This is a genomic window from Corynebacterium sp. HMSC034B08, from assembly GCF_001835805.1.
Taxonomy (GTDB): Bacteria; Actinomycetota; Actinomycetes; order Mycobacteriales; family Mycobacteriaceae; genus Corynebacterium; species Corynebacterium coyleae.
Genome location: NZ_KV825933.1, coordinates 80760 through 104080 on the forward strand (window position 1 = coordinate 80760; position 23321 = coordinate 104080).

General features: G+C 61.5%; 17 protein-coding genes. 7 read left to right on the forward strand and 10 right to left on the reverse strand.

The genetic code is table 11. From position 1 onward, the window contains the following. Nucleotides 1-117 precede the first annotated feature (117 nt). Together HMPREF2656_RS03480 and HMPREF2656_RS13420 are read left to right on the forward strand one after the other, a co-directional pair. On the forward strand, nucleotides 118-1113 hold the full coding sequence (locus tag HMPREF2656_RS03480) for a hypothetical protein (RefSeq protein WP_246825102.1): 996 nt from the start codon (nucleotides 118-120) through the stop codon (nucleotides 1111-1113). Continuing rightward, nucleotides 1029-1508: a hypothetical protein gene (locus tag HMPREF2656_RS13420; protein ID WP_246825104.1), complete on the forward strand. Its 480-nt coding sequence runs from the start codon at nucleotides 1029-1031 to the stop codon at nucleotides 1506-1508. Before HMPREF2656_RS03480 ends, HMPREF2656_RS13420 begins: the two co-directional genes overlap by 85 nt. Before the next feature lie 67 nt (nucleotides 1509-1575). On the opposite strand, the gene HMPREF2656_RS03485 is transcribed toward HMPREF2656_RS13420, so the two are convergent. From HMPREF2656_RS03485 to HMPREF2656_RS03505, 5 genes are all read right to left on the reverse strand, one after another. Beyond that, nucleotides 1576-3141: a catalase gene (locus HMPREF2656_RS03485; protein WP_070815862.1), complete on the reverse strand. Its 1566-nt coding sequence runs from the start codon at nucleotides 3139-3141 to the stop codon at nucleotides 1576-1578. A gap of 102 nt (nucleotides 3142-3243) precedes the next feature. Further along, a complete protein-coding gene (locus HMPREF2656_RS03490; RefSeq protein ID WP_070815863.1) occupies nucleotides 3244-3960 on the reverse strand; it encodes a hypothetical protein in 717 nt (238 codons plus the stop codon). Between the two features lie 2 nt (nucleotides 3961-3962). Next, nucleotides 3963-4169, reverse strand: coding sequence for a hypothetical protein (locus HMPREF2656_RS03495; RefSeq protein WP_070449894.1), 207 nt, complete (start codon nucleotides 4167-4169; stop codon nucleotides 3963-3965). A 253-nt stretch (nucleotides 4170-4422) separates the two neighbouring features. Then, entirely contained in the window at nucleotides 4423-5094 is a 672-nt protein-coding gene (locus HMPREF2656_RS03500; protein ID WP_141760997.1) for a rhomboid family intramembrane serine protease, read from the reverse strand. Nucleotides 5095-5158: 64 nt separating this feature from the next. Then, nucleotides 5159-5680, reverse strand: coding sequence for a peptidylprolyl isomerase (locus tag HMPREF2656_RS03505; protein WP_070421945.1), 522 nt, complete (start codon nucleotides 5678-5680; stop codon nucleotides 5159-5161). Nucleotides 5681-5992: 312 nt separating this feature from the next. Between HMPREF2656_RS03505 and HMPREF2656_RS03510 the strand changes: the two genes are divergently transcribed. Further along, the gene (locus HMPREF2656_RS03510; protein ID WP_168167528.1) at nucleotides 5993-6940 is read left to right on the forward strand and encodes an endonuclease domain-containing protein; all 948 of its coding nucleotides are present in this window, start codon (nucleotides 5993-5995) and stop codon (nucleotides 6938-6940) included. Between the two features lie 179 nt (nucleotides 6941-7119). Here the strand turns inward: HMPREF2656_RS03510 and metE are convergent, their stop codons facing one another. Both metE and HMPREF2656_RS03520 read right to left on the reverse strand, forming a co-directional pair. Then, nucleotides 7120-9369, reverse strand: coding sequence for a 5-methyltetrahydropteroyltriglutamate--homocysteine S-methyltransferase (gene metE, locus HMPREF2656_RS03515; RefSeq protein ID WP_070815865.1), 2250 nt, complete (start codon nucleotides 9367-9369; stop codon nucleotides 7120-7122). 14 nt (nucleotides 9370-9383) lie between these two features. After that, entirely contained in the window at nucleotides 9384-10322 is a 939-nt protein-coding gene (locus tag HMPREF2656_RS03520; RefSeq protein WP_070421942.1) for a methylenetetrahydrofolate reductase, read from the reverse strand. Nucleotides 10323-10605: 283 nt separating this feature from the next. On the opposite strand from HMPREF2656_RS03520, the gene HMPREF2656_RS03525 reads away from it, so the two are divergent. Further along, nucleotides 10606-11238, forward strand: coding sequence for a hypothetical protein (locus HMPREF2656_RS03525; protein WP_070815866.1), 633 nt, complete (start codon nucleotides 10606-10608; stop codon nucleotides 11236-11238). Between the two features lie 39 nt (nucleotides 11239-11277). On the opposite strand, the gene HMPREF2656_RS03530 is transcribed toward HMPREF2656_RS03525, so the two are convergent. Then, nucleotides 11278-11841, reverse strand: a complete 564-nt coding sequence (locus tag HMPREF2656_RS03530) for a TetR/AcrR family transcriptional regulator (protein WP_070483348.1) — start codon at nucleotides 11839-11841, stop codon at nucleotides 11278-11280. Between the two features lie 88 nt (nucleotides 11842-11929). On the opposite strand from HMPREF2656_RS03530, the gene HMPREF2656_RS03535 reads away from it, so the two are divergent. The 3 genes from HMPREF2656_RS03535 to HMPREF2656_RS03545 are packed head-to-tail and all read left to right on the forward strand — an operon-like array spanning nucleotide 11930 to nucleotide 16145. Next, on the forward strand, nucleotides 11930-12544 hold the full coding sequence (locus HMPREF2656_RS03535; protein WP_070815867.1) for an ATP-binding cassette domain-containing protein: 615 nt from the start codon (nucleotides 11930-11932) through the stop codon (nucleotides 12542-12544). After that, on the forward strand, nucleotides 12541-14634 hold the full coding sequence (locus tag HMPREF2656_RS03540) for a YhgE/Pip domain-containing protein (protein ID WP_070421938.1): 2094 nt from the start codon (nucleotides 12541-12543) through the stop codon (nucleotides 14632-14634). The genes HMPREF2656_RS03535 and HMPREF2656_RS03540 overlap by 4 nt, the downstream gene beginning before the upstream one ends. Then, on the forward strand, nucleotides 14631-16145 hold the full coding sequence (locus HMPREF2656_RS03545; RefSeq protein WP_070815868.1) for a cutinase family protein: 1515 nt from the start codon (nucleotides 14631-14633) through the stop codon (nucleotides 16143-16145). The genes HMPREF2656_RS03540 and HMPREF2656_RS03545 overlap by 4 nt, the downstream gene beginning before the upstream one ends. A 55-nt stretch (nucleotides 16146-16200) precedes the next feature. Here the strand turns inward: HMPREF2656_RS03545 and HMPREF2656_RS03550 are convergent, their stop codons facing one another. After that, a complete protein-coding gene (locus tag HMPREF2656_RS03550; protein ID WP_168167529.1) occupies nucleotides 16201-20811 on the reverse strand; it encodes a hypothetical protein in 4611 nt (1536 codons plus the stop codon). A 322-nt stretch (nucleotides 20812-21133) separates the two neighbouring features. Further along, a partial coding sequence (locus HMPREF2656_RS03555; protein WP_168167530.1) for a hypothetical protein occupies nucleotides 21134-23321 on the reverse strand: 2188 nt, incomplete at its 5' end.

Sequence of the window (23321 nt, forward strand, 5' to 3'; positions counted from 1 at the left end):
GGTGAATTCTACAACAGTTTTCTGCACAAACCTGTGCACTCGATTATCACTTTATCAGTGAGAGTTAAATCTCACCTCAACGTTTTCAAAGGAAAAGTCACCGAGAAAGGACCGCCCGTGCGCGCAATCCGTTCCGCCGTTGCAGCACTCGCAGCCGTCGCCATCGCCGGCTCCGCAGTCACCGCAACCGCTCAAACCCTTGAAGAGTCCTATCCGGAGACTCCGGCAACCAACGATGCTCTGCCGATCATCCACACCTACCGTGGTTCTGACCACCTGAAGGCCAACGTCCTCAACCCACGTCCGGTCTGCAACTCCACCGAGGACTACCGCACCGTCGTGTACAAGGTGAAGGACAACTTCCTGCCGGTGGGCACCATCTCCACCACCAACCTGTCCGACAAGGCCATCCCGCTGTCCCAGGATCTGTCCCGTACCCAGTCCATCTCCGCGTCCGTCAACGGTTCTAAGACCGAGACGATCACGCTCGGTGGCTCTGGCTCCAAGGACGGCCTGCAGGGCAACATCGGCTACTCCCTGGCCAAGTCCCTCGGCTGGGACGTCTCCGGCTCCCTGAGCTGGTCCGTCGGCCAGCAAATCGGCCCGTACGAGGTGCCGGCAGGCAACACCGGCGAGGCCACCTACGGCTTCCGCACCGTCACCATGACCGGTACCCAGCAGCGCTGCCGCCCGAACGGCACCTGGGCCACCCCAACCGCCTGGATCGCCAATATGCCGGTCAAGAACGAGGTGCGTGTCAAGAACTACGCCACCCCGGCCGGCTCCTGGGCACCGAACAAGGGCGCACAGGTGACCACCCGGTGGACAACCCGAACCCGGCGTACAACGAGGACGTCAAGAAGATCGAGACCGGCGCGAACCTCGATGACGTTGACAAGGTTGAGGACGACAAGGCAGCAGACGTCACCAACAACGACATCACCGACGAGGGCACCAACATCATCGACGAGGTCGAAGAGACCAACACCGGTGAGGTTGAAGAGGTCGTCGATACGGAAGAGGGCGCTGTGCGCGAGCTCGACCTGCAGCCGCACTTCACCACGTCCACCTGGAAGGCTTCCGGCTTCGCAGGCTCCGTCGCGCTGCGCGTGAAGAACGTTGGCGACAAGCGCTACTGGGGCGAGTTCCCGGCCGTGACCTTCCGCGTTGAGGTCGGCACCTTCGCCGGCCCGGAGGGCGTCGACCGTCTGATCACCACCACCCGCTACAACGGCTCCCACGTCCGTGACCTTGGCTACGACTTCGACCGCAACGTCCGCGTCTTCGAGGTCACCCTGTCCAACCCGGTCAACGCTGGCGACGACATGCTGCTCGCCAGTTTCTCCTTCGGCGACGGCAACACCAAGGAAGGCCGTCTCCACAACACCCTGACCGTCACCCAGACCGGCCGCCTCGCAGGCGACACCTCCCTGTACAACGACCAGAAGGTGTCCTCCCTCGACGCAACCACCTCTGACTTCGGTCGCCAGGTCCGCGGTACCTTCTAAACCCTTCTAAAACCGCGAAGCTGACAAAGCCCGTTGAGTCTGTTGACTCAACGGGCTTTACCTTGCGCTAGTTGTTCTGTGCCGCGCGCTTCTTCGCCAGCGACTCACGAACCCTGGTCTCAAGGTCAGCATCGACCTTGCCCCAGTACTCGTAAACGCGCTCCTCGACGTCCTTGTTCTTAATCGCCATCATCTTGTTGGTGATGTTGTGAACGAAGCGCTCCTTCTCCCCGTCGTCGAACACGTCGCGGTAGAGCGTGCCAGCCTGGCCGAAGTCGTCGTCCTCCGCGTGCTTGACGTACGCAGCACGCACAAGGTCAGTACCCTCCGGATCCGGGTTGACGTAGAGGTTCTCCGCCTGGCCGTAATCGGTGAAGTTGGAGGAGGAATCCTCACCATTGTCCAGGTAGCCGGCACCCTTGTCGGTGCGGTTCGGCGAGTAGTTCGGCTCATTCTCCTCGTTGAAGAAGTACGCCATGGAACCACGCTCCGCGTAGGTGTTCACCTCGTTGATCGGGCGGTTGACCGGCAGGTCCTTGTAGTTCGTACCGATGCGGTAACGCTGCTGATCCGAGTAGGCAAACGCACGCGCCTGCAGCATACGGTCCGGCGACAGACCCACACCCGGCACCAGGTTGGCCGGATCAAGCGCAAGCTGCTCAATCTGCGCGTGGAAATTCTTCGGGTTGCGGTTCAGCACAAAGTAGCCGACCGGGATCAGCGGGTAATCCTTCTGCGACCACGTCTTGGTCAGGTCGAAGGGGTTGAAGCGGTAATCCTTCGCCTCCTCGAACGGCATGATCTGCACCTTGACGTCCCAGATCGGGTAGTCGCCCTCTGCAATCGCGTTGAACAGGTCCGCACGCTGGAAGTCCGGATCGGTACCGGCCTTCTCGGTGGCCTCCTCGTCGGTGAAGCACTCCCAACCCTGACGAGTCTTGAAGTGGTACTTCACCCACACCGGCGTGCCTTCCTCGTTGATCCACTGGAAGGTGTGGGAGCCGAAACCATCCTGGTGGCGCGACGTCTTCGGGGTGCCGCGGTCGCCCAGGAGGTAGGTCACCTGGTGTGCGGACTCCGGGGTGCGGGTCCAGAAGTCCCACTGCATCTCGTCGTCACGCAAGCCCGAGTTCGGCTGGCGCTTCTGCGAGTGAATAAAATCCGGGAACTTCATGCCGTCGCGCAGGAAGAACGTCGGGGTGTTGTTACCCACAATGTCGTAGTTGCCGTCCTCCGTGTAAAAACGCAGCGCGAAACCGTGCACGTCACGCCAGGTATCCGGCGAGCCAGCCTCGCCCGCAACCGTGGAAAAACGCGCCGCCATCGGCGTGACGGTGCCGGGCTGGAACAGCTTCGCCTTCGTATACTGCGACACATCCTCCGTGATGTGCAGCTCGCCAAACGCGCCGTGGCCCTTCGCGTGCGGGATACGCTCCGGAACGTTTTCCCTGTTGAAGTGGGCTAACTTCTCGATCAGGTGGACGTCGTTAAGCACATTCGCCCCCTGACGACCCTGCGTCACCGAAATGTTCTCCGACGCAACCGGCTGACCACTCAACTCAGTGGTACGGCCCTTACCCGCAGGACGCTCGCCCTTAGCGACGATCTCCTCCGCCTTGCTCTTGTCAGTCACGACTTGCTCCTTACTTCACTGTTGTTGACATGTACCCCTCCCAGGGTAGGTACTTCCGCATGAACCGGTTGCCGAAACATTCGTAAGCAGCCTCGACGGTGGCTACCAAGTACGTTTTCTACGCTTCTCTACGTCGCCACCAGAAGGTGGCTCCACGTTGTAGCCGAGGTCTCGAAGCGCCTCCGCTGCCTCCGCAGGATGATCCCGAACCGCAGCGCGGAGCTGCTTGTCCAGCCACCCCTCTCGCGACTGCAGCAATTTGCTCTCCCACCCAGGTTTTCCTCGGAAGCCACATTCGCGGACAACGAAATATAAGAAGTCCTCCAGTGAAGGACGGAACCGTCGCCCTCCTACGGGAAAATGCAGGGCTTGTAGGTCGCCTTTGCGCCTGTCCTTGGCCTTTGTTCCCTCGAAGTTCGCCATAAGGGCAACACTTAACAACCCGGAGATCCCCGAAGAGTGAATATGCGCCGTGGGGGCAGAGGTATATCCGCGTTCATACTCGAACCTGATACCAGGTGAAGTGCGGACGCGGATCTCGAACTTGCTTCGATCGACGGCCAGATACTGTTCGCCTGAACCGATCGCGAGCTCATATTCGATAAAAACCTGATAGATCGCACTGTAATCAGATCTTGAAACCCCCTGATCAGACTGTCCAGCTCCGTAAACAAGTGGCAGTTGAAAACTACCGACAACGCGATCTTCATCCGTATTAGATTCGGCGTTGTACCGAACGTCGCGAATGGACGCGACTGGCAATACATCAAGCGCCAAGTCGAGCGCCTGCTGCAGGAACTCTACAGCCTCTTTCTCCACGCTTAACGCTCCCCGAGAAGTGACTCCACCCTGCGCAACTCGTCGTAGATGTCTCGCTGCTCGTAGGTGAACCCGCCTGACCAGGCAAGCTCCTTCAGCACGTCATCAGATGGCAACGCAACCCCCAAGGATTCAGTCAACTTCGCACGCAAATCGCGTTGGCGTGCTCGCAGCTCTGCATTGGTAAAGCGGCGCACTTTCAGCTTCATGAGAATCACCTTCTTCCTATTGGCTTTGATCCTAACCAACGGCAGCGACATTGCTCTCCCGTTATTCGAACACTAACTATCCACACCTGTGGATAACTCTGTGCACAACTCCACAGGCACCGTGGATGTGCTGGGGATTATTCGAAAACACCAGGTAATTTCGGCGTGTCGTTTTCGCTGTTCGACGTGTCGTTCGAGGAACAACACGCGTGTAGTTCTCCACATTGTGGATAACGTTTGTGGATAACTCCGGTTAGTACACAGGGATCGTCGACGGCAACGTCAACACCCACACCACCGGCACCGCCGCCACCAACGCCGACCACGTCGCCACCCACCGCGTGCGCACATTCGGCGAGGTCAGCCACCACCCCAACACCGCACCCGCAACCAACCCACCCAAATGCCCCCACAGCGACACCGTCGGCGACATCAGCGAATACACCACGTTCACCGCCACCAGGGTGAGTGGGGCGCGCAGGTCGGTTGATCGTCGATAAGCAACTGCGATGAGCACCGCCATCAGCATGTACAACGCCCCCGACGCGCCCGCCGTCGGCGTTGTGAAATTAAACGCAAGCACGCTAATCGACGACCACAGCACCCCCGCGCAATACGCCACCACAAACGGACCCGACCCCACAAAGCGCTCCACCTCCGCGCCAATGAACACCAACATGAACATGTTCAACGCAAGATGCGTAATGTCCAGGTGCAGAAAACCCGCGCTCAACGTGCGCAAATAACCCCAGTCGTACACCAACGGGCCAAACAGAATCATCTGCTCCCCCACCGGCGAATCCCAAACGTCCATCACACTTCGCGACTGCACCGCCGTCACCACAAACACCAACGTGCACAACGCAGCAATGACAGAGGTGGCCGGCGCATTCTTCAACGTGTTCTTCATGGCATTGGGGAACATGGCCTTCAGCGTACTTTGGGCACGAAAAAGCCCCCGCCAACTGGCAGGGGCTGATCGAGACGTGTTACTTGACCTCGACCGAGTTTATCACAACATCCTCAACCGGACGGTCCATGCGACCGGTCTGCACGTTCGCGATCTCGTCGACAACCTTCTTCGACGCCTCATCCGTCACCTCGCCGAAAATGGTGTGGCGGTTGTTCAACCACGGGGTGGCGTCCACGGTGATGAAGAACTGGGAACCGTTCGTGCCCGGGCCCGCATTCGCCATAGCCAGCAGATACGGACGATCAAACTGCAGCTCCGGATGGAACTCATCCGCGAACTGGAAACCCGGGCCGCCCGTGCCGGTGCCGGTCGGGTCGCCGCCCTGGATCATGAAACCCGGGATGATGCGGTGGAAAATCGCACCGTCGTAGAACGGGCCCTCGGTCGTACCCTGGGCGTTCTTCGTGGCGTACTCCTGCTCGCCCGTCGCCAGGCCAGTGATTACCTCAACCGTCTTCGGCGCGTGGTTGCCAAACAGGTCAATCACGATATCGCCGTGGTTCGTGTGCAACGTCATCGTTTGTGTCTTCTGAGTCATGCCGACCAGACTACGCGGAATCGTCCGAGGGCGTTCGCCGGGTCGGCGGTTGGGCGTGCCGGGCTGTCTTGGTGTCCTGGGCTGTCCTGGGCTGTCTTGGTGTCCTGGGCTGTCCTGGGCGGTCCAGGACTTTGATCGCAAACCCAGCGAACCAATCCCAGCGAATCGTCGAAAATTGCCGATTCGCTGGGACTGGTTCGCTGGAAACTCGATCGGAGGCCTCGGCTAGCACGTTGCTCTTGTGCATCGGCTCCCCAGCGGATACTTTTAATCCAGCATCATAAACCGGGGGGTCATATGGTTGGGGAAAAGTTGACGCAATTGCTCGTCGGCCAGGCGGTCGCCGAGGCGGAAGCATGCGTAAAAGTTGCATCGCGTCGATACGTGCGCCTCGAAGCGTGGAACGCGCTGCGGCCGTACGAGCGCGAGTACTTACGCTGCTACGCAGCAGGTTCATCGGCCCATCGCTCGGTGTTGGTGAGTCGCTCGGCCGCCCGCCTACTGAACATGTGGACCATCCCGGACGGCAAGGAAGTCATCGAGCTCGCACAAACGCACGGTACGCCACCATCCACGAAAGACTGGCCCGACTGTCTGCGTTACCGTCACATGCGGATCCCTGAATCGGACGTCTACTGCATCCACCGGACCGACTGCATCGGTGCGGACCGAAAAATACAGGTGACAAGCCCAGAGCGCACCGCGATCGACATCGCGCGGTTTCACGGCGTGCGTCAGGGCGCGGTCGCGATGGACTGGCTTCTAAGCTTCGGCACCCTCCAAGAAAAGCGGAGACGATGGGAGACCATCCAAGCCAAAATTGCCCGTCTCAAGGGAAAACGAGGGATTGCGAACGCACGGCGGGCACTCGAACTTGCGTCTCCTTGGTCAGAGTCACCGTACGAAACCCTCCTGCGTGTGATTCTCCACGAAAACGGTATTGAGGTGGAGATGCAACTGTGGATCGGACCAGATTTCCGAGTCGACCTGATCTGGGGAAACCTCGTTATTGAGATCGATGGCCTCGATAAGTTCGAGAACAAGCCTCACGATGCCGTCCTCTCTCAACTCAAGCGCGAAACTTGGATTCGTGAGCAGGGATACGAGGTCATCCGATTTTTCACACGGGAGATACTCCGGAATCCGGAGGAATGCGTCCGCCGGATACGGGAGGCGAAAGCACGGGCAGACAAGCGCGGTGAGCCGCAAGTCGCCGCGACCCGGCAACGTCCAAGGCAACGCCAATCCCGATTCCCGTAAAGCGCGCCGCGCCGCACCCCTGAAACGAAAGAAACCAGCGAACTACACCCAGCGAATCGCGGTTTTCGGGCGGTTCGCTACAACTAGTTCGCTGGAAACTCGAAGCGGGGGCGGGGGCACCGGCGCACCGGGGCACCGGGGCACCCGCGCGGCAGAGCACGCCCCGGCGCGACCGGAACCTACAGGCCGGCGACGACCTCGTCGCGGGCGGCGACCAGGTTACGCAGGGACGGGTCGACCTCGGCGTAGCCGCGGGTCTTCAGACCGCAGTCCGGGTTGACCCAGAGGCGCTCGGTCGGCACATTCTTGAGCGCGGCACGCAACAGGCCCGCGATTTCCTCGGTGGACGGCACGCGTGGGGAGTGGATGTCCCACACGCCGGGGCCGATTTCGGAGTGGAAGGTCTCGTCGATATCTTCCAGCAGTTCCATCTTGGAGCGGGCTGCCTCGATGGAGGTGACGTCGGCGTCGAGGCCGGCGACAGCGTCGATGATCTGGCCGAACTCCGAGTAGCAGAGGTGGGTGTGGATCTGGGTCGACGGCTTCGCGTTCAAGGACACGAGGCGGAAGGCGCGGACGGCCCAGTCGAGGTAGGAGGCGCGGTCGTCGGCACGAAGTGGCAGCAGTTCGCGCAGGGCTGGCTCGTCGATTTGGATGACGTTGATGCCGGCTTCCTCGAGGTCGGCGACTTCGTCGGCAAGGGCGACGCCGATCTGGTCGGCGGAGACGGACAGCGGCACGTCGTCGCGCTTGAAGGACCAGGCCAGGATGGTCACCGGGCCGGTGAGCATGCCCTTGACCGGCTTGTCGGAGAGGGACTGGGCGTATGCGGACCAGTCGACGGACAGGGCCTTCGGGCGGGAGACGTCGCCGACGACGATTGGCGGACGGGTGCAGCGGGAGCCGTAGGACTGGACCCAGCCGTTTTCCGTGACGACGAAGCCGTCGAGGAGTTCGGCGAAGTACTGGACCATGTCGTTGCGCTCGGCTTCGCCGTGGACGAGGACGTCGAGACCGATCTCTTCTTGCAGTTCGATGACCTGCTTGATTTCGGCCTTGAGGGCTTCCTTGTAGTCGGCGTCGGAAAGGGTGCCTTCGCGGTGGTCGGCGCGGGCCTTGCGGATTTCCTGGGTCTGCGGGAAGGAGCCGATCGTGGTGATTGGCAGGGTGGGCAGCTTCAGTTCTTCGCGCTGGACCTTGATGCGCTCTTCGAAGGCCGGCTCGCGCTTGACTTCGCCTTCCGGCAGGGCAGCCACGCGGTCCACAACCGCCTGGTTGTGAATCGTCGTCGATTCTGCGCGGGTGCGCACAGCGCGGTCGGACTGGGCGAACGCCTCGGCTGCGGCGTCCGGGCCGGCGACGAGCGCCTGGATCTCGGCGAGCTTCTCGTCAGCAAACGACAGCCACGGGGCGACCTCGACCGGCAGGTTGCGCTCGGCCTTGAGGGTGTGCGGCACGTGCTGCAGCGAGGTGGAGGTGGAGACGGATACCGGGCGGCCGAGGGACTCGAGGACCTCGGTGCGTTCGCGCAGGTTGGCGGCCCAGACGTTGCGGCCGTCGATGATGCCGGCGACGAGGTGGGTGGTCTCCGGGATGGTGGTGCGGATGCGCTCCGGGTAGTCGGCGTCGGCGTCGAGGGTCCACGGGGCAAGGTCGACGTGCAGTGCTTCCACGCCGAGTTCGCCGAGGACCGGCAGTGCCTCGCGGGCGGAGCCGTACGGGGTGGTCAGGTAGACGTTCGGGCGGTCCTCGCGGCCGAGCAGATCAGACCATGCCGAGCGCAGGTACTTGGCAATCTCGGCGTCCGGGGTGGACAGATCGGCGACCACGGCCGGCTCGGCGATCTGGATCCACTCCACGCCGGCGTCCTTGAGGGCCTTAAATACCTCGGCGTAGGCGTCGACAAGCGCTGGCAGCAGCGACCACTCGGCAGGCTTGGACAGCGCAATGAGGGTGACCGGGCCGACGAGGAACGGGCGAACCTTGTGGCCGGCCTCGGCGGCTTCCTCGACGATGTGCAGGATGCGCTCCGGCACGGCCTTAATCTCCTGACCTGCCTCGATCTCCGGCACGAGGTAGTGGTAGTTGGTGTCGAACCACTTGGTCATCTCCAGCGGCACGCGGGTGGCGTTGCCGCGGGCGAGGGCGAACTCCTCGTCGAGGTCGGTGCCGCCCGGCACGAGGCCCACGGTCAGCGCGGTCTCGAGCACCTGGTCGTAGAGGGCGACGTCGGCGGGGATGGCGTAATCCTCGGTGAGGCCGAGGTCGCGCAGATGGTTGTAGTTGTTCACGCGGAGGGCGCGGGCGGTGGAGCGGAACGTGTCGGCGTCGATACGCCCTGCCCAGTAGCTCTCAAGCGCGTGCTTCAGCTCGCGGTTCGCGCCGATGCGCGGGTAACCCTCGATGGTTGCCTTGGGGAAGGTGGTCATGGTTTGTCCTTTATCTATTGGATGCCGATGCGGTCCAAGAAGTCCCGCGTGACGGCCAGGTTGTTGTGGGTGTACACGTGGAGTCCGCCGGTGCCGGCGTCCAAAATCTCCCGCGCAAGGTTGGCGGTGAGTTGCATGCCGGTTTCGTATTCGTCGTCAGCTTCGAGCAATTGCTTCTCGACGACCTCAGGCACCTCCAACCCCGACAACTCACCCATCCGGCGCACACGCTTCAGGGAAGTCATCGGCATAATCCCCGGAATCAACGGGATACGCACACCAGCCAGGCGTGCTACCTCGACAAAGTCCAGGTAATCCTGCGCCTCGAAGAAAAGCTGCGTGATCGCGAAATCGGCACCCAGGCGCTGCTTAGTCAGCAGCACATCCAGGTCATGGTCGAAATTTCGCGACTCCTCGTGCCCCTTCGGGTAGCACGCAACCGACAGCGCGAGCTTGCCGGCGGCGAGGCGAAACGCCTCCTCTTCCTGCACTTCCTCGATGAGGTTGAGCAGGTCGGTGGCGTACTGCAGGTAGTGCTCCGGCATGCCCGTTTCGGGCAGGTCGCCGCGGAGTGCGAGGAAGCCGCGCACGCCGGCGTCGATAAGCGTGCGGATCCACTCGGTGAGCTCCTCGCGCGTACCCGCCGTGCAGGCCAGGTGAGCGATCGGGCGCAGGTCGGTGGTTTCCGCAATCCGGGAGATCACCGCAGCAGTGCCTTCGAGCCACTCGCTGCGACGCGAGCTGGTCACGGAGACGTAATCCGGGTTGTAGGCGGCCAGGCCGGCAATGAGTTCGTCCATCTTGGCCACGCTGTCGGAGGGGCGCGGCGGAATGATCTCGAAACTCAACGCGGTGCGCTGGCGCTTCGGGCGGGGGCGGCGGATCACCGGAGCGCCCTCGCGGTCGATGGGTGCCGAGGCGGAAAGCCGGGTCGAAGGGGAGGCTTCGAACATGGCGGACCTTTCTCTCGGCTGGCTGTCATCGGGACTTGTTGCACCGTGGTTAAACGGTGACTTGAAACTTATGTTGCCCGTTTCCGCGTCACAATCAAGGTTGTCTATTTTGCTCGTTTACGCAGGTCATGCGGCTGGTTTTCGTGAATGTAAATACCACAAACTGAACCGCTTGGTTCATTTTTGCGTAACGCTTGGTACGGAGCCGTTCTGTGGGGGCTTCGCTACGCTAGACACCGAACCAATCGAACAAAACTTGAACCCGCTAAACAAAGGAGCCCACATGAACCTCAGGACCATCGGCATGGCCTACGCCCTCGCAAACCAAGGCCTGAAGTACTTCCGCGACCAAAACGACAAACGCGAGCGCGACATTTACCAGTCCCTCATCGACACGCTTAAAGACGGCGACCTCTCCGACCTCACCGACAAGTTCGACCGCGACCAACTCCAGGAGCTCTACGGCGCCGCCCGCGCCGAAGCCGGTGAAATCACCCGCAAGGCCCACGAGCGCCTCGACCGCCGCCGCGCCGCCTTCGACGCCGACGCTCCCCTGCGCGCCGCCCAACTCGCCTTCCTTAAAGACCACGCCAAGGAGAAGAAGGACGAAGGCCGCAGCGTGCTCGGCACCATCGGCTCTGTGATCAAGTGGTCGACGCTCAGCGCCGTCGCCGCAGGTAGCGCATGGGCTGCGTGGGAGTTCTTCCTCAAGGACAAAATCGCCGAACTTCGCGACGACTCCCCCGCCGACCTCGACCTCGTCTCGGTCGCCGAGGGCGGCGCTGGTCGTGCTGGCGGTGCTGGCGCTGGTGGGACCTCCACGCTGGTCTACTCCACCAGCACCGAGGACGACCGCGAAGCACGTTCGGCCGACGATTCTGACGATTCCGCAGGCCGCCACCGCCTGGAGGACTAGCGCCACGTCCCTTCCGGGCCCAGCCCCGCCCCCGAACGCCTATACGTTCGCGCGCCAGCCGGCCATGAGGTGGCGGACGAGGCGATCGCGCACGTCGGGGAGCAGATCGGCCAGGGGTGAGGCAAGCGGTCGGGTGGCCACGATCAGTTCGGTGGCGAGCTGCAGCGCGGTTTGGCCGGGGGCGACGATGTTGTGGGGCACGGCTTCGTCGATAAGCAATTGCACGTTGTGCATGAAGGTCTCGCGGCGTTCGACGATGATGCGGGGGCCGTCAGCGGAGGGTTCGGCGGCAAGGGCGGTGGCGAGCATGCCGACGCCGGAGTCGACGATGGCCCAGACGAAGCGTTCGAAGCTGCCTTGGGGGTCGCGGTGGAAGTCGGCGAGGGTGTCGTCGAGGAGGGTTTGGAGGTCGTCGATGTAGACGATGGCGCAGGCGTCGTAAAGCGATGCGCGCGATGGGAAGTGGCGGTAGAGGGTGGCGATGCCTACTCCAGCGTCGGCGGCGATGCCTTCGAGTGTGATTTCGGAGTTGGGGCGGGTTTGGATCTGTTGGAGGGCGGCCGTGATGATTTGGTCGCGTTTTTTGCGGGCGTCTGCGCGCATGGGCCCCACTCTCGGTTTGACAGTGATTGAATTGGGAAGCACCATATCACGAGTTAAGTGATAGTCCACCCTACGGTTAGGGGACCGAATGTCTGCAATCCTGTCTGCACAGGACCTTGTCCTGCGCAGTGGCGACGACCCGGAGTCGTTCGACATCGGCCGCGGTTTGACCCTGCTCAACACGGCGCGCGAGTCCGATTCGACGCTGCTCAGCCTTGCGCTGGCGGGTCGCTTCCGCCCTGCTGAGGGCACGATTCTGCTTGATAGCGAACCCACCACCCACCACGACCGCTTCCGCGATGTCGCGTTGGCGGGCGTGCCGGAGATCGACTCGATCGATCGCCTGGTGCGCGTGCGGGATGCGGTGCGGGAGCAGATTGCGTGGTCGCAGAGTTTCTTCAAGCGCACCCCGCGCAGCCCGGAGGCGATTAAGGCGCATCCGTACGTGGAGAAGTGGTTGGAGCCGCTGCAGTTGGAGGAGCTGGATCTGCTGGCCAAGGTCGGCGACATTACTCCGCTGGAGCGCTTCCGTCTGCGCGTGTTGCTTGCGTTGATTTCGCGTCCGGAGGCGAAGTTGCTCATTGTCGACGACATCGATCAGGTCCGTGACATGAAGTTGCGCAAGTTGCTTCTTAGCGACCTCCGCGGCGTCGCGGTCCACCTTCCCGTGATGGTGAATACGGTCAATGAGGAGGGGCTATGAGCGGCCTGCATATCGGAACCGATTTTCGGAAGTTTTTGAACGGCAAGCTCCCACCGCTTGCCCTTGTTGCCATCATGTTGCTGCCGTTGCTGTTCGGTGGCTTGTTTGTGTGGTCGTATTGGGATCCACTGGGCAATTTGTACAAGTTGCCGGTTGCGTTGGTGAACTCGGATGAGGGTGAGAACGGCGACCAGGTGGTTGACGAGCTGTTGGAGCAGCGTCCGTTGGATTTCCAGTTGGTCAGTGCCGAGGAGGCCAAGGAGGGCATTGCTAACGGCACGTATTACCTGGGGATGGAGATTCCGACGAACTTCTCTGAGGCTGTGACCAGCGTGAAGTCGGAGGATCCGCATTCGGCGAAGATCAACATCACCTTGAATGAGACGAATGGTTTCATCCCGACGGTGTTGGGTGATAAAGCCGGTGAGGCGGTCGCGGTTGCGGTGTCGAACTCGGTTGGTGAGAAGGTGGTGGACCAGCTGTTCGTCGGCATTAATACGTTGTCGCAGGGCGTGCAGGACGCCGCGGATGGCGCGGGCAAGCTCGACGACGGTGCGAATAAGGCCAAGGACGGCTCGCAGAAACTCAACGACGGCGGCACGAAGCTCAACGACGGTATCCAGCAGCTCAATGACAAGGTGCAGCAGATGCCGGGTGCGGTGGGCAAACTCGACGGCGGTGTGGCCAAGTTGCAGGACGGTGCGGCGCAGCTTAATGACGGCATCACCACCGCATCCGGCGGCGCCTCCAAGCTCTCTAACGGCCTGGATCAGTTGCAGGCGGGTACCCAGCAGTTGGGTGCCGGTGCGACGAAGATCGCCGGTGGCGTGGATAAGCTCACCGGCTTTGCTGGCACGTTGAACCAGGCGCAGGCGGCATTGGCTGACGTCAATGCGAACCTGGACCGCGTGATCGCGGATCTGGACCGCTCCCCTATCCCGGGCTCGAACGAGTTAGCCGCGCAAGCCCGTGGCGTGAAGGCACAGTTGAACGCTGGTCCGCTGCAGGCGGTGCCGGGCAACGACCTGGTCGGCCAGTTGATGCAGTTGCAGGCCGGTGCGCACGAGTTGGCCACGCAGTTGTCTGATCCGACCGCGCAGTACCGCGGCGGCGTGGATAGCGCCGTAGCGGGTGCCCGCACTCTTGCGGAGGGTCTGGCCCGCCTGCAGGACGGTTCTGGCACGCTGCTGGCCGGCATTACGACGCTGAAGGACGGTACGTCGAAGTTGGTCGTCGCTGCGAATACGGCGACGGATGCGACCTCGAAGTTGGCGGCCGGCTCGAACCAGTTGGTGGTGGGCCTGAGCGATTTGAACGACGGCCTGGTGAAACTTTCTGACGGCACCGGCGAGCTCTCCATGAAACTTGCGGACGGCGCCAAGGAAGCCCCGAAGTGGGAAGGCGAACGCCTGGACAAGGCGATCCACGCCGCCGCGGATCCGGTGACCCCGCAGCACACGGGCGACAGCGTGACTTACTTTGGCAAGGGTTTGAGCCCGTTCTTCCTGGCCCTGTCGCAATGGTTCGGTGTGCTGATCACCTACATGATCATGAAGCCGTTTAGCCGCCGCGCCATCGACTCGGGCGTGAGCGCGTTCCGCGTGATGCTGTACACGATGATCCCTTCCGTGATCATTGGCTTTGCGCAGTCTGTGGCGCTGTGGGTGGTGCAGGTTGGTGTGCTGAAGGTGGAGCCGCAGCACCCGGTGGCGCTGTTCGGCGTGCTGGTGTTCGTGTCTTGGGTGTTTATCTCCGCGATTATGGCGTTGAACACCACGCTGGGCCCGGCGCCTGGCCGTTTGGCCACGATGGCATTGATGTCGCTGCAGTTGGTGGCGTCGAACGGCCTGTATCCGCCGGAGGTGCAGCCTGGGTTTATCCAGTGGGTGCACACGTGGGACCCGATGCGCTATTCGGTGGATTTGGTGCGCTACGCCCTGTTCGGTGCGCCGTCGTATGACCCGCGTCTGTGGACTGCGCTTACGGTCCTGTTGTTCGTGGCAGCCCTGTCCATCGCCATTACGTGTTTCGCGCTGCGGAAGCGTCGCACGATGGCGTTCAAGGACCTGCACCCCGAGTTGACGGTGTGAGACGCCCCCTAGCCATCCTGCTGTCCGCTGCGCTTGTGCCGCTCGCGGTGCCACAGGCGCAGGCGTTGCAGTTGCGGTGCCACCCCGTGCATGTGATTCAGGCGGCGGGGTCCGGGTTTTCGCATTCGTGGCATCCGTCCGCGCGCGAGTCGCTTTTCGACGACACCTCCTCCCCCGCCGACGACCTCCAAACCCGCTTCGGCGCCCGGACGGTGTCCACGTTTCAGGTGAAGTACCCGGCGTCGCTGGGCCGCTTCAGCGTGTTCGGTACCTCGGGCAACGTCCCGGAAGGCACCGAGGCGGCCACGTATGGGGAGTCGGTGCGCTACGGCCGCGACGTGGCCACCTTGGAGATGGAGACCGTGGCCCGGCATTGCCCCGGCACCCGGTTCATTTTGATCGGCTACTCCCAGGGCGCCCACCTGGTCGGTGATGCGGCGGCGGAGGTTGCCGCCGGTCGCGTGCGGGGTGTGGGTGCGGATGACATCGCCGCCGTCCTTCTCTTCGCCGACCCCGCCCGCGCGCCGCTGGGGGATCCGGCGCCGCAGCAACCTTCGCGCCTCTACGCCGCTCCACCTGCGGGCGTGCGCGGCCGCAACGGGGAGACGGTGCAGACCGGTGGCACGATGCTCAACCCCGCGTTCGAGGGCCTCGCCGGCACCCGCACCACGCCGTTTACCGGCTTGGAGGGCAAGGTGCTCTCCCTGTGCAACGGCGCGGACATGGCGTGCGCGACCGACCCCACGAGCCCGCTGCGCACGCTTGCGGATGTGGCCATGCGCGATGTCACACCCGGCCCTTTCAACGCCATCACCGGCATCCGCGTCGCCCGCTTCCGCGACTTACGCGCGCAGGGGCTGCCGGTGCCCGAGGCGTTTGAGCAGTCGGGCCTCTCACTTATCGACGCCACCCTCATCCCCCAAATCATCATCGAAGCCACCACCGCCGCCACCGCCCTTGGGCAGCACGCGGCGGGCACCAGCACCACTCCCCCAGCCGAACAAGCCGCCATCGCGCTGCTCGCCGCACTGCCGGAGTTGGCCAAGGAGGGCGTGACCTGGCCGTGGTTGTTCCAGGCGCTTGAGCCTCTGCGCGATCAGGCGGCGCAATTGCTTGACGACGACACCACCGCCTGGCTCGATCTCACCCTCGAAGTGTTTCGCACCATCCATGCCGTGGAGCAGTTCAGTTGGCAGCTGCATCGCCTCGGCGTGATCCCCCGCACCCCAACCGGCACCGAAGGCCGCCAGGCCTGGGCGCATAGTACCGTAGCGGCGTTGTGCGGGCAGGTGCTGGATGTGACCGGCCTGCGCGCCACTTACGAGGATCCCCAGAACGCAGTGTTGGTGTCGTCGGCCCAGCGTGCTGGCGATTTCGGGCCGCGGCACATGTCGTATTACAAGTTGGGCTTCACTGACATCCCCGGTGGGTTCAAGGTGGGCGGTCAGACGGGTTATGACTATGCGTTGGGGTGGCTTGACCGGGTGGTGCGTGGGGTCGTCGCAAAGTAAATGCGCAAGAGAAAACCCGCCGGGCTTTCGCCTGGCGGGCTAGCTCACTGCGGGTCTACTTGTCAGTGGGCTTGTTCTCTTCGGTGCCCTTGTCCTTGGACTCCGGCATCTTGTCGGAGGAGCCCTTCATCAGGGTCTCGTTGCCGGTCGCTTTGCCCACCATGTAGGAGGAGGTGTACTCACCTGCACCACATGCGCGCATGACGCCGTCGACTGCCAGGAGGCCGAGGGTGATCGCACCCAGAGCGCCGGCTGCGAGGCCGATCATCTGCGGGTTCTCGATAGCGAACGCACCCTGGATGCCAGCCGCACGCTGTGCACGGTTCTCGTCGTGGATGCCCAAACCGCGTTGGATCTGGTCGTTCGCCTGACGGATTGCCGCGTTGACCTGGGCGGAGACCTGCTCTAGGCCCGGGATCTGAACCTGCGACAGGATACCCAGCGGGATAGCCAGCAGCAGCGGCGCGGTCATGCCGACGATGCCGGCGATGCACGTGCCGTCGAGCTCAGAGGAGCCCTTGGTGGTCTGGTTTCCGGTCTCACCGGTCACCTTGACATTGAGCTTCAGGGTACGGACGTAGGACTGGTTGCCATTCTTGTCAACCAGGACGTACTTCAGGATCTCGCCAGGTGCGCCCAGATCGGTCTCGACAACGACCTTGCCGTCCTTTTCCTTGACGCTCTTGACCTTGCCGCCGTTCTCAACCGGAACGAAGCTCTTCACACCATCCGGCAGGGTGATGGTGATCGTGCCGGTGGTCGGGTTGTTCGTGTATTTGATCTCCGGCAGATCCTTGTTGGTACCAGTGGACTTGCCGTTGGAGACCAGCGTTCCAGACTCTGCAGTGTCCACCGGAACAATGTCCAACAGGATCGTGCGCAGAACGGTGCCTTCGCCGTCACGCTCTTCAACGCGGATGACCTGGCCGACGGTATCCGGCTTCGCAGTGACGCGGAAGTTGCCGTCCACCGTGCTGGTGGTCACGTACTCGCTGCCCGAGGTGATGAAGAACTTACCGCCATTCTTCATCGGCGGGATGTCGGTGTAGCCGGTAACCGGGATCACCGAACGCTGCTGACGGTTGGTAGAGACGCGGCCCTGGACGACGTTCACCGTGTAGCGGTTCAGCACAGAACCGTTGGAGTCGCGCTCTTCAACGACGCCGGACTTGCCTGCGGCGTCAGCCTTCGGCTTGAGGATCCACTCGCCATCGATGGTCTTCGGCTCCTGGAAGAACTCGCCGCCCTCAACGAGCAGGAAGCTGTTCTTGCCGTTGACAAGGGTCGCACGGAACTCGGAGTTCGTGGAGACGGTGTAGGTGGACTCGCCCGACTTCGGAGCGACCATGTTCAGGTGGTACTCGGCCCAAACGCCACGGGCGTCCTTGACCTGGATCTTGACCAGACCAGTCTTGTCCGGCAGACCCGTGATGATGAACTGGTCGTTCTTCTCATCACGCTCGACCTTGACAAGGTCCTTGCGCTCGGTGACGACATAATCGTCATCCTTCGCGCCCGGAATGCGTGCGGTTGCGTTCCAAGCCATCTCGCGCACGAGCGGCTTGACCTTAGCGTCGCGGCCCGGGGTGACGTTGATGGTGTAGCGCTCGAAGACGAATCCCTCGTCCGTGAGGTTCTCCAGGACGATCTTGCCGTCGGCGTTGCGGTTGAACTCGATCTTCACCGACTTGGTATCACCGGTCGGCAGCGAGTTCTCGTCAACAACGAGCTTCTTGGCCTCGTCCTTGTTGTCCTCGACAACACGAAGGTTCGTGCCTTCCAACTCGAGCTTGTTGTCGGAGGTGACATCGTATTCGAGGTTGCGGACCGGAGCCGGGGAGACGTTGTAGGTGAACTTGGTGATCTTCTCGTACTTGCCGTTGGCGTCGTCCGTGAAGTTGAGCGCGGTCTCGAGAACCTGGACCTGGCCCTTTGCACCCGGCAGGAACACAAGCTTCCAGTGGCCGTCCTCGGTAATCTTCGACTTCTCGAAGTCGATGATGCCGTCGTATTCCTTCTTGTAGTGCTCGAGCATCTTGTCGAAGGAGTCGAACTTCTGGTCGAAGGAGTCGAACTTCTGGTCAACATCGAAGGTGAAGCGGTTCGAAGCCCGTCCATCGCTATTTACTTCGTTGTAGCCCAGGGTGAGATCCACAACCGCGCGGTCGACGATGTTGCGAGGCTCAAGCTCCTTGAAGTCGAAGCCATCAGAGTCCTGAGCAGGGTTGACCTGGATCTTCCAAACACCGATCAGGGCGCCGGTCTTCTTGTCGACGATGTGGATGATCGCCTCACCCGTGAAGCCGTCGCGCGGCTTCACGGTCCAGACGTCCTGCTCGGCGTCATCTTCGCCAAGCTTGCCACGGCCTTCGTTGACATCAACGTCACCGGAGATGACCTTGATGTCCCACTCGTTGCTACGCTCGATGTTGACCGAGCCGTTGCTCTGAATCTCGTAGTTACGGATGCGCGGGCCAGAGTTGACATCCTTCTTGATGTCAATCGTGTACTTGTATTCGACACCGTTCTTGTCGGTGAAGACAACGACGACCTTGCCCTCGCGGTCCTTATCCTTCGGCGTGATAACCCAGGTGTCCTTGTCGCCCTCGGTGATGGTCACCAAATCGTTGCCTTCGACGATCTTCTTGTCGCCGCCACGACGCTCCACGATCGCCGTGGAGGTGCTCAGGATCTCGCGAACAACATCAAACTTCGAGGTGGTGTTCTCGATGGTGACGATGTTCTCGCGCTCGTTGCCGCTCTCGTCGACCGTGGTGACGACGACCTGGCCGCGCAGGTTGGTGTCAGTGACCTCAACCTTCACGCCCTGCTCGTCCTTAACAACATCGATGCTGCCCGGCATAACCTTGTGCTCCACACCGTTTTCATCGATGTAGACGGGCTTCTTAATCTTGTCGCCCGGGTTCAGCGGGATGACCTTGACGCGGTTCTCGCCGTTCGGGTTGAGGGTGTAGAAGAAGTTGTTGACCGTGACGTTGGTCTGGGTCTTCACCGTGATGGTGTCGGACACCTTCACGCGGTAGATGTACTGGTTGCCGCGCTCATCGGTGATGAGGATCTCGACGTCGCCCTCGCCCTCGAAGCCCGGCTTCGGGGTGATGATCAGCTTGCCATCCTCGGTGCGCTCCACGATGACGATGTCGCGGCCCTTGGTGACCTCGAAGGTCCAGGAGCCCTTGATGCCACCCGGCAGCTCGATCTCCTTGGACTTGTCCTTCTTGGTAAAGCCAGCGAAGTAGTAGTACTCGTGGATTTCCTTGACGGACTCGTAAATCTTCTCGGTGTAGTAGTTCTCCGTGAGGGTGACCTTGTTGGTGGTCGTGACCGGCTTCGGAGTCTCGGTCTTCGTGGTGGTAACCGTCGTACCCGGAACGTCCACAACAGTGGTACGCGTCGGGGTGGCCCAGTGAGTTGCAGTAACCGTGGTAGCCGGCTTGGTCACTACGACCGGGGTGTCGCTGATCGTCTCAGTGACAGTGGTCGGCTCGCCCTCAACGGTGGAGGTAACAAACTTCGGAGCCGGGGTCTCGGTAACCATGTTAGTGACGGTCTCGCCGCCCACGACCTCGGTCGTCGTCCTGACAACCGGATCGGCCTTTTCAGTCTCGGTGACCGTTTTGCGCGGACGGGTGGTACGAACCGTCGTGTACGCGGTCGGGAACTCCTTGCGCTCCGTCACCGTCACCTCAGGGTGGGTGTAGGTGGCGGTTACCGTACGCGGGCTCTCCGTGACCGTCTCGGTGGTCTTGGTCGCCGGCAGCGTCTCGATTGTGGTTACGGTCGTCGGATCCTGCGGGATCGTCGTCGTTTCCTCGATGGTTTCCTTCACCGGTGGCGGTTTCGGGCCCGGCAGGCCCGGCTGCACGATCGTGATGATGCGCTGGAAGGTCCAGTGCTTCTTCGGGTTCAGGTTGAGGTTGTAGCTCTTCGGAACCAGAACGGTGACGTACTCACCCTCGGTGTAGTTTTCCTCAATCGTCTTGAAGTTCGCGTTCTTCACCAGCACGTAGTTCGGAGTGCCGTCGCCTTGAACGTCCTGACGCTTCCAGATGATGTCGAAGCCGGTCAGGGAGGAGAAGAGGTACTTGTTCAGGCGGTTCTCGTGGAAGTAGCCACGGATCTCGTTAAGCGAGCCGAGGTTGTTCGAGAGCAGTGCCTGGAGGATGCGGTTCTTCGTCTGAATCTGGTACACGAGGTTCGAAGACGGGCGCTTCTGGTACTCCTCGTAGTCCTTGATCAAGGACTTGGTGACGTTGATCGCGGCGAGGCGCACGTCGTCGTTAATGCCCAGACCATCGCCGAAACGGCCGGAGGCGCCTGTGAGCTTACGGACCTCGTAGCCACCGATCTCATTGTTCCAAGGGTTGTCGATACCCCAGTCGATGCACCAACCCGACGCAACCTCGTTCGGCAGAACGAACGTGTTGACGTCGAACGGCTGGTTACGGAGGTCTTTGTAACCATCAGAGTAGAACTGGCGCAGTTCCTGCTCGCTGAGCGACTGGTAAGCACCGACGATCTGCGCGCTGGAACCGGTGTAGGTAAGTGCCAACGCGTCAGGCGCAACACTCACTGCGGTACCGGCAATCAGGGTGCTCGAAATGAGCGCAGCCATAGCGCGCTTCTTCAGATGTGCGTTCTTCAACGGCTTCATTCCTTACAACTCGGAGGAGATATTCGAAGCCGCCTTGAGATCACCTGAACACGGATCTCCAAACTGATAACTACATATTTAAGCGCAATATCGGCTTGGAGAATAGTCCGAAACCCCCTACAGAAAGCCAAAACGCCAGATCAACACCAAAAACTTAGAAACCTGACCCTCTGAACTGGACGTTTAGACAGTACTCAGGAAGAAAACTACAAGGTGATTTTCACCACAATCCGAGCAATTGTTCAACAAATCCTAAAACAACGCCGAAAGCCCGAAGCCGACTTGGCTTCGGGCTTTCAGGGATCAGAACGATTTACTTCTTGGATTCGTCCTTCTTGTCCTTTGCACCAGCTTCCTCGGACGGTTTTTCAGCCTTGTCCTTGGAGCTCTTGCCGGAGGAACCGTGCATCATCCAATCCTGACCGGTCGCCTCACCGATCTTGTAGGACGAGGTCATCTCCTCCTGGCCGCAGGCACGCAGCACACCGTCGATCAGGAACAGACCGAGCGTGATTGCACCGAGGGAACCAGCGGCGAGGCTCAGCATCTCCGGGTTGGCAACGTTGAACGCACCCTGGAGACCGGCAGCGCGGCGAGAACGGTCATCGTCGTGGATGCCCAGACCGCGCTGGATCTGGTCATTTGCCTGACGGATAGCGTCGTTCACCTGAGCGGACAGACCCTCCAGACCCGGGATGCGGACCTGGGAAAGGATGCCCAGCGGGATAGCCAGCAGCAGCGGTGCAGACAGGCCGATGATGGAGGCAATGCACTTGCCGTCGATCTCAGAGGAGCCCTTCTCGGTCTTGTTGCCCTGGAGGTCAACACCAAGGTCGATCTCGACGTAGTCTTCCTGCTTGTCGCTGCGGACGCCGTTCTCAATCGGAACGACGACGAGCTTGCCGCCAGGAACCTTGCCAGCGTCAACCTCGAGGTGGCCGCCCTTGTCCACAACCTTGTCGTTCGGGACGATGGTGCAGCTGCCGTCGCCGGTGCAGATGTTGATCTCAACGTTGTTCGAGCCACCCTCGAAGTCAACGATGTAGCTGCCGTCCTTGCCCGGGTTCGGCTTGATCGACGGACGCGGCTTCGGAAGCTCGCCTTCCGAGGTGTCCGGGATGACAGCGTCGACAACGCGGACGAGGTTGCCTTCCGGATCGCGGATCTCGATCTGTGCCAGACCACGCTTGCCAGGCTTTGCCTCGATGGCGAGCTTGCCCGGCTCTGGCTCGGTGACCGTCACCAGATCCTTGCCGTGAACAACCTTGTAGGTGTACTTCTCGCCGAAGTCGACGGAGTCCTTGATGTTCTTGTACAGAACTGTGCGGAACTCCTCGAAGTTCAGCTGCTTGCCCTCCGGGAGGACCTCGATGTTGTAGCGGCGGACCACAACATCACCGCGGCGCTCGATGACCTTCACGGTCTTGCCGATGGACTCCGGGCCCTTCGGCACGAGGATCCACTTGCCGTCTTCCTCGACGACCTTGACCCACTCTGCACCCTCGATGATCTCGATCGGGTTGTTGTTGATGCGGGTGATGGTGAAGCGACCGTCAACGCTGAGTTTGTAGTCGTCGGAAGACGCAGTGTTGCCACCATTCTTGCCCGGAACAACCGTGTAGGTGTAGCGCTCAACGACGGTCTCGCCAGACCTGACCTCAACGGTGGCGGTGCCGGTCTTACCGTCCTTCGGCTTGACCTGCAAGGTGTCGCCCTCACGCTTGACGTCGATGACATCCTCACCCTTGACCTTGTAGGTGAACTCCGAGGAGTTCATGGTGATCGAGGACTCGGACTTCGGCGTGAGCTCGAACTTCTCCTCACGCGCACCCTGCGGGGTCACGTTGAAGATGTAGCGCTGGTACGCGATACCGCGGGAGTTAAGGACCTCAACGACAACTTCGCCGTTGGCACCGTCGACGAACTCCAGGGAGTACTGATTGATGTCGTCGCCATTGAGCGGATCCTTGCCCTTGGTGACCTTGATGTCGCCGCCATCGAGCAGCTCATTGCCCTTGGTGACCTTGAGGTTGTCGCCCGTGATACCGACGGTTGCGCCGGACTTGACGTTCTTGCGCACCTCATCGATCTCGCTCGGGGTGACATTGATGGTGTACTCGACGAGCTCGTCATCACCGAACTTCTCGACGATGACGATCTTGTCGTCCGTGCCCAACTTCGGCATGACCTTCCAGTTGCCGTTCTCATCGATTTCCTTCTCGAAGAGACCCTCGCCTTGCCTGACCTCAAACTCGTTACGCGGGGTGCCGCGCTTAAGGGTGACGGTGTTGCGGTCCAGAACATCCTGGGTGACCTTGGCGGGCGGGTACTTGTTGTCACTCTTCACCTTGGCGACGATGGTGTAGGTACCAATCAGGACGCGACCGTTGTCGGTCTCCTTGTACACGTTGAAGACCAGGGTGCCGTTGGTGACGTTTTTGACCTTCCACGGGTCCTGCTCGTCCCACTCCCACTCACCGGACTGGGAGACGATCTCCTTG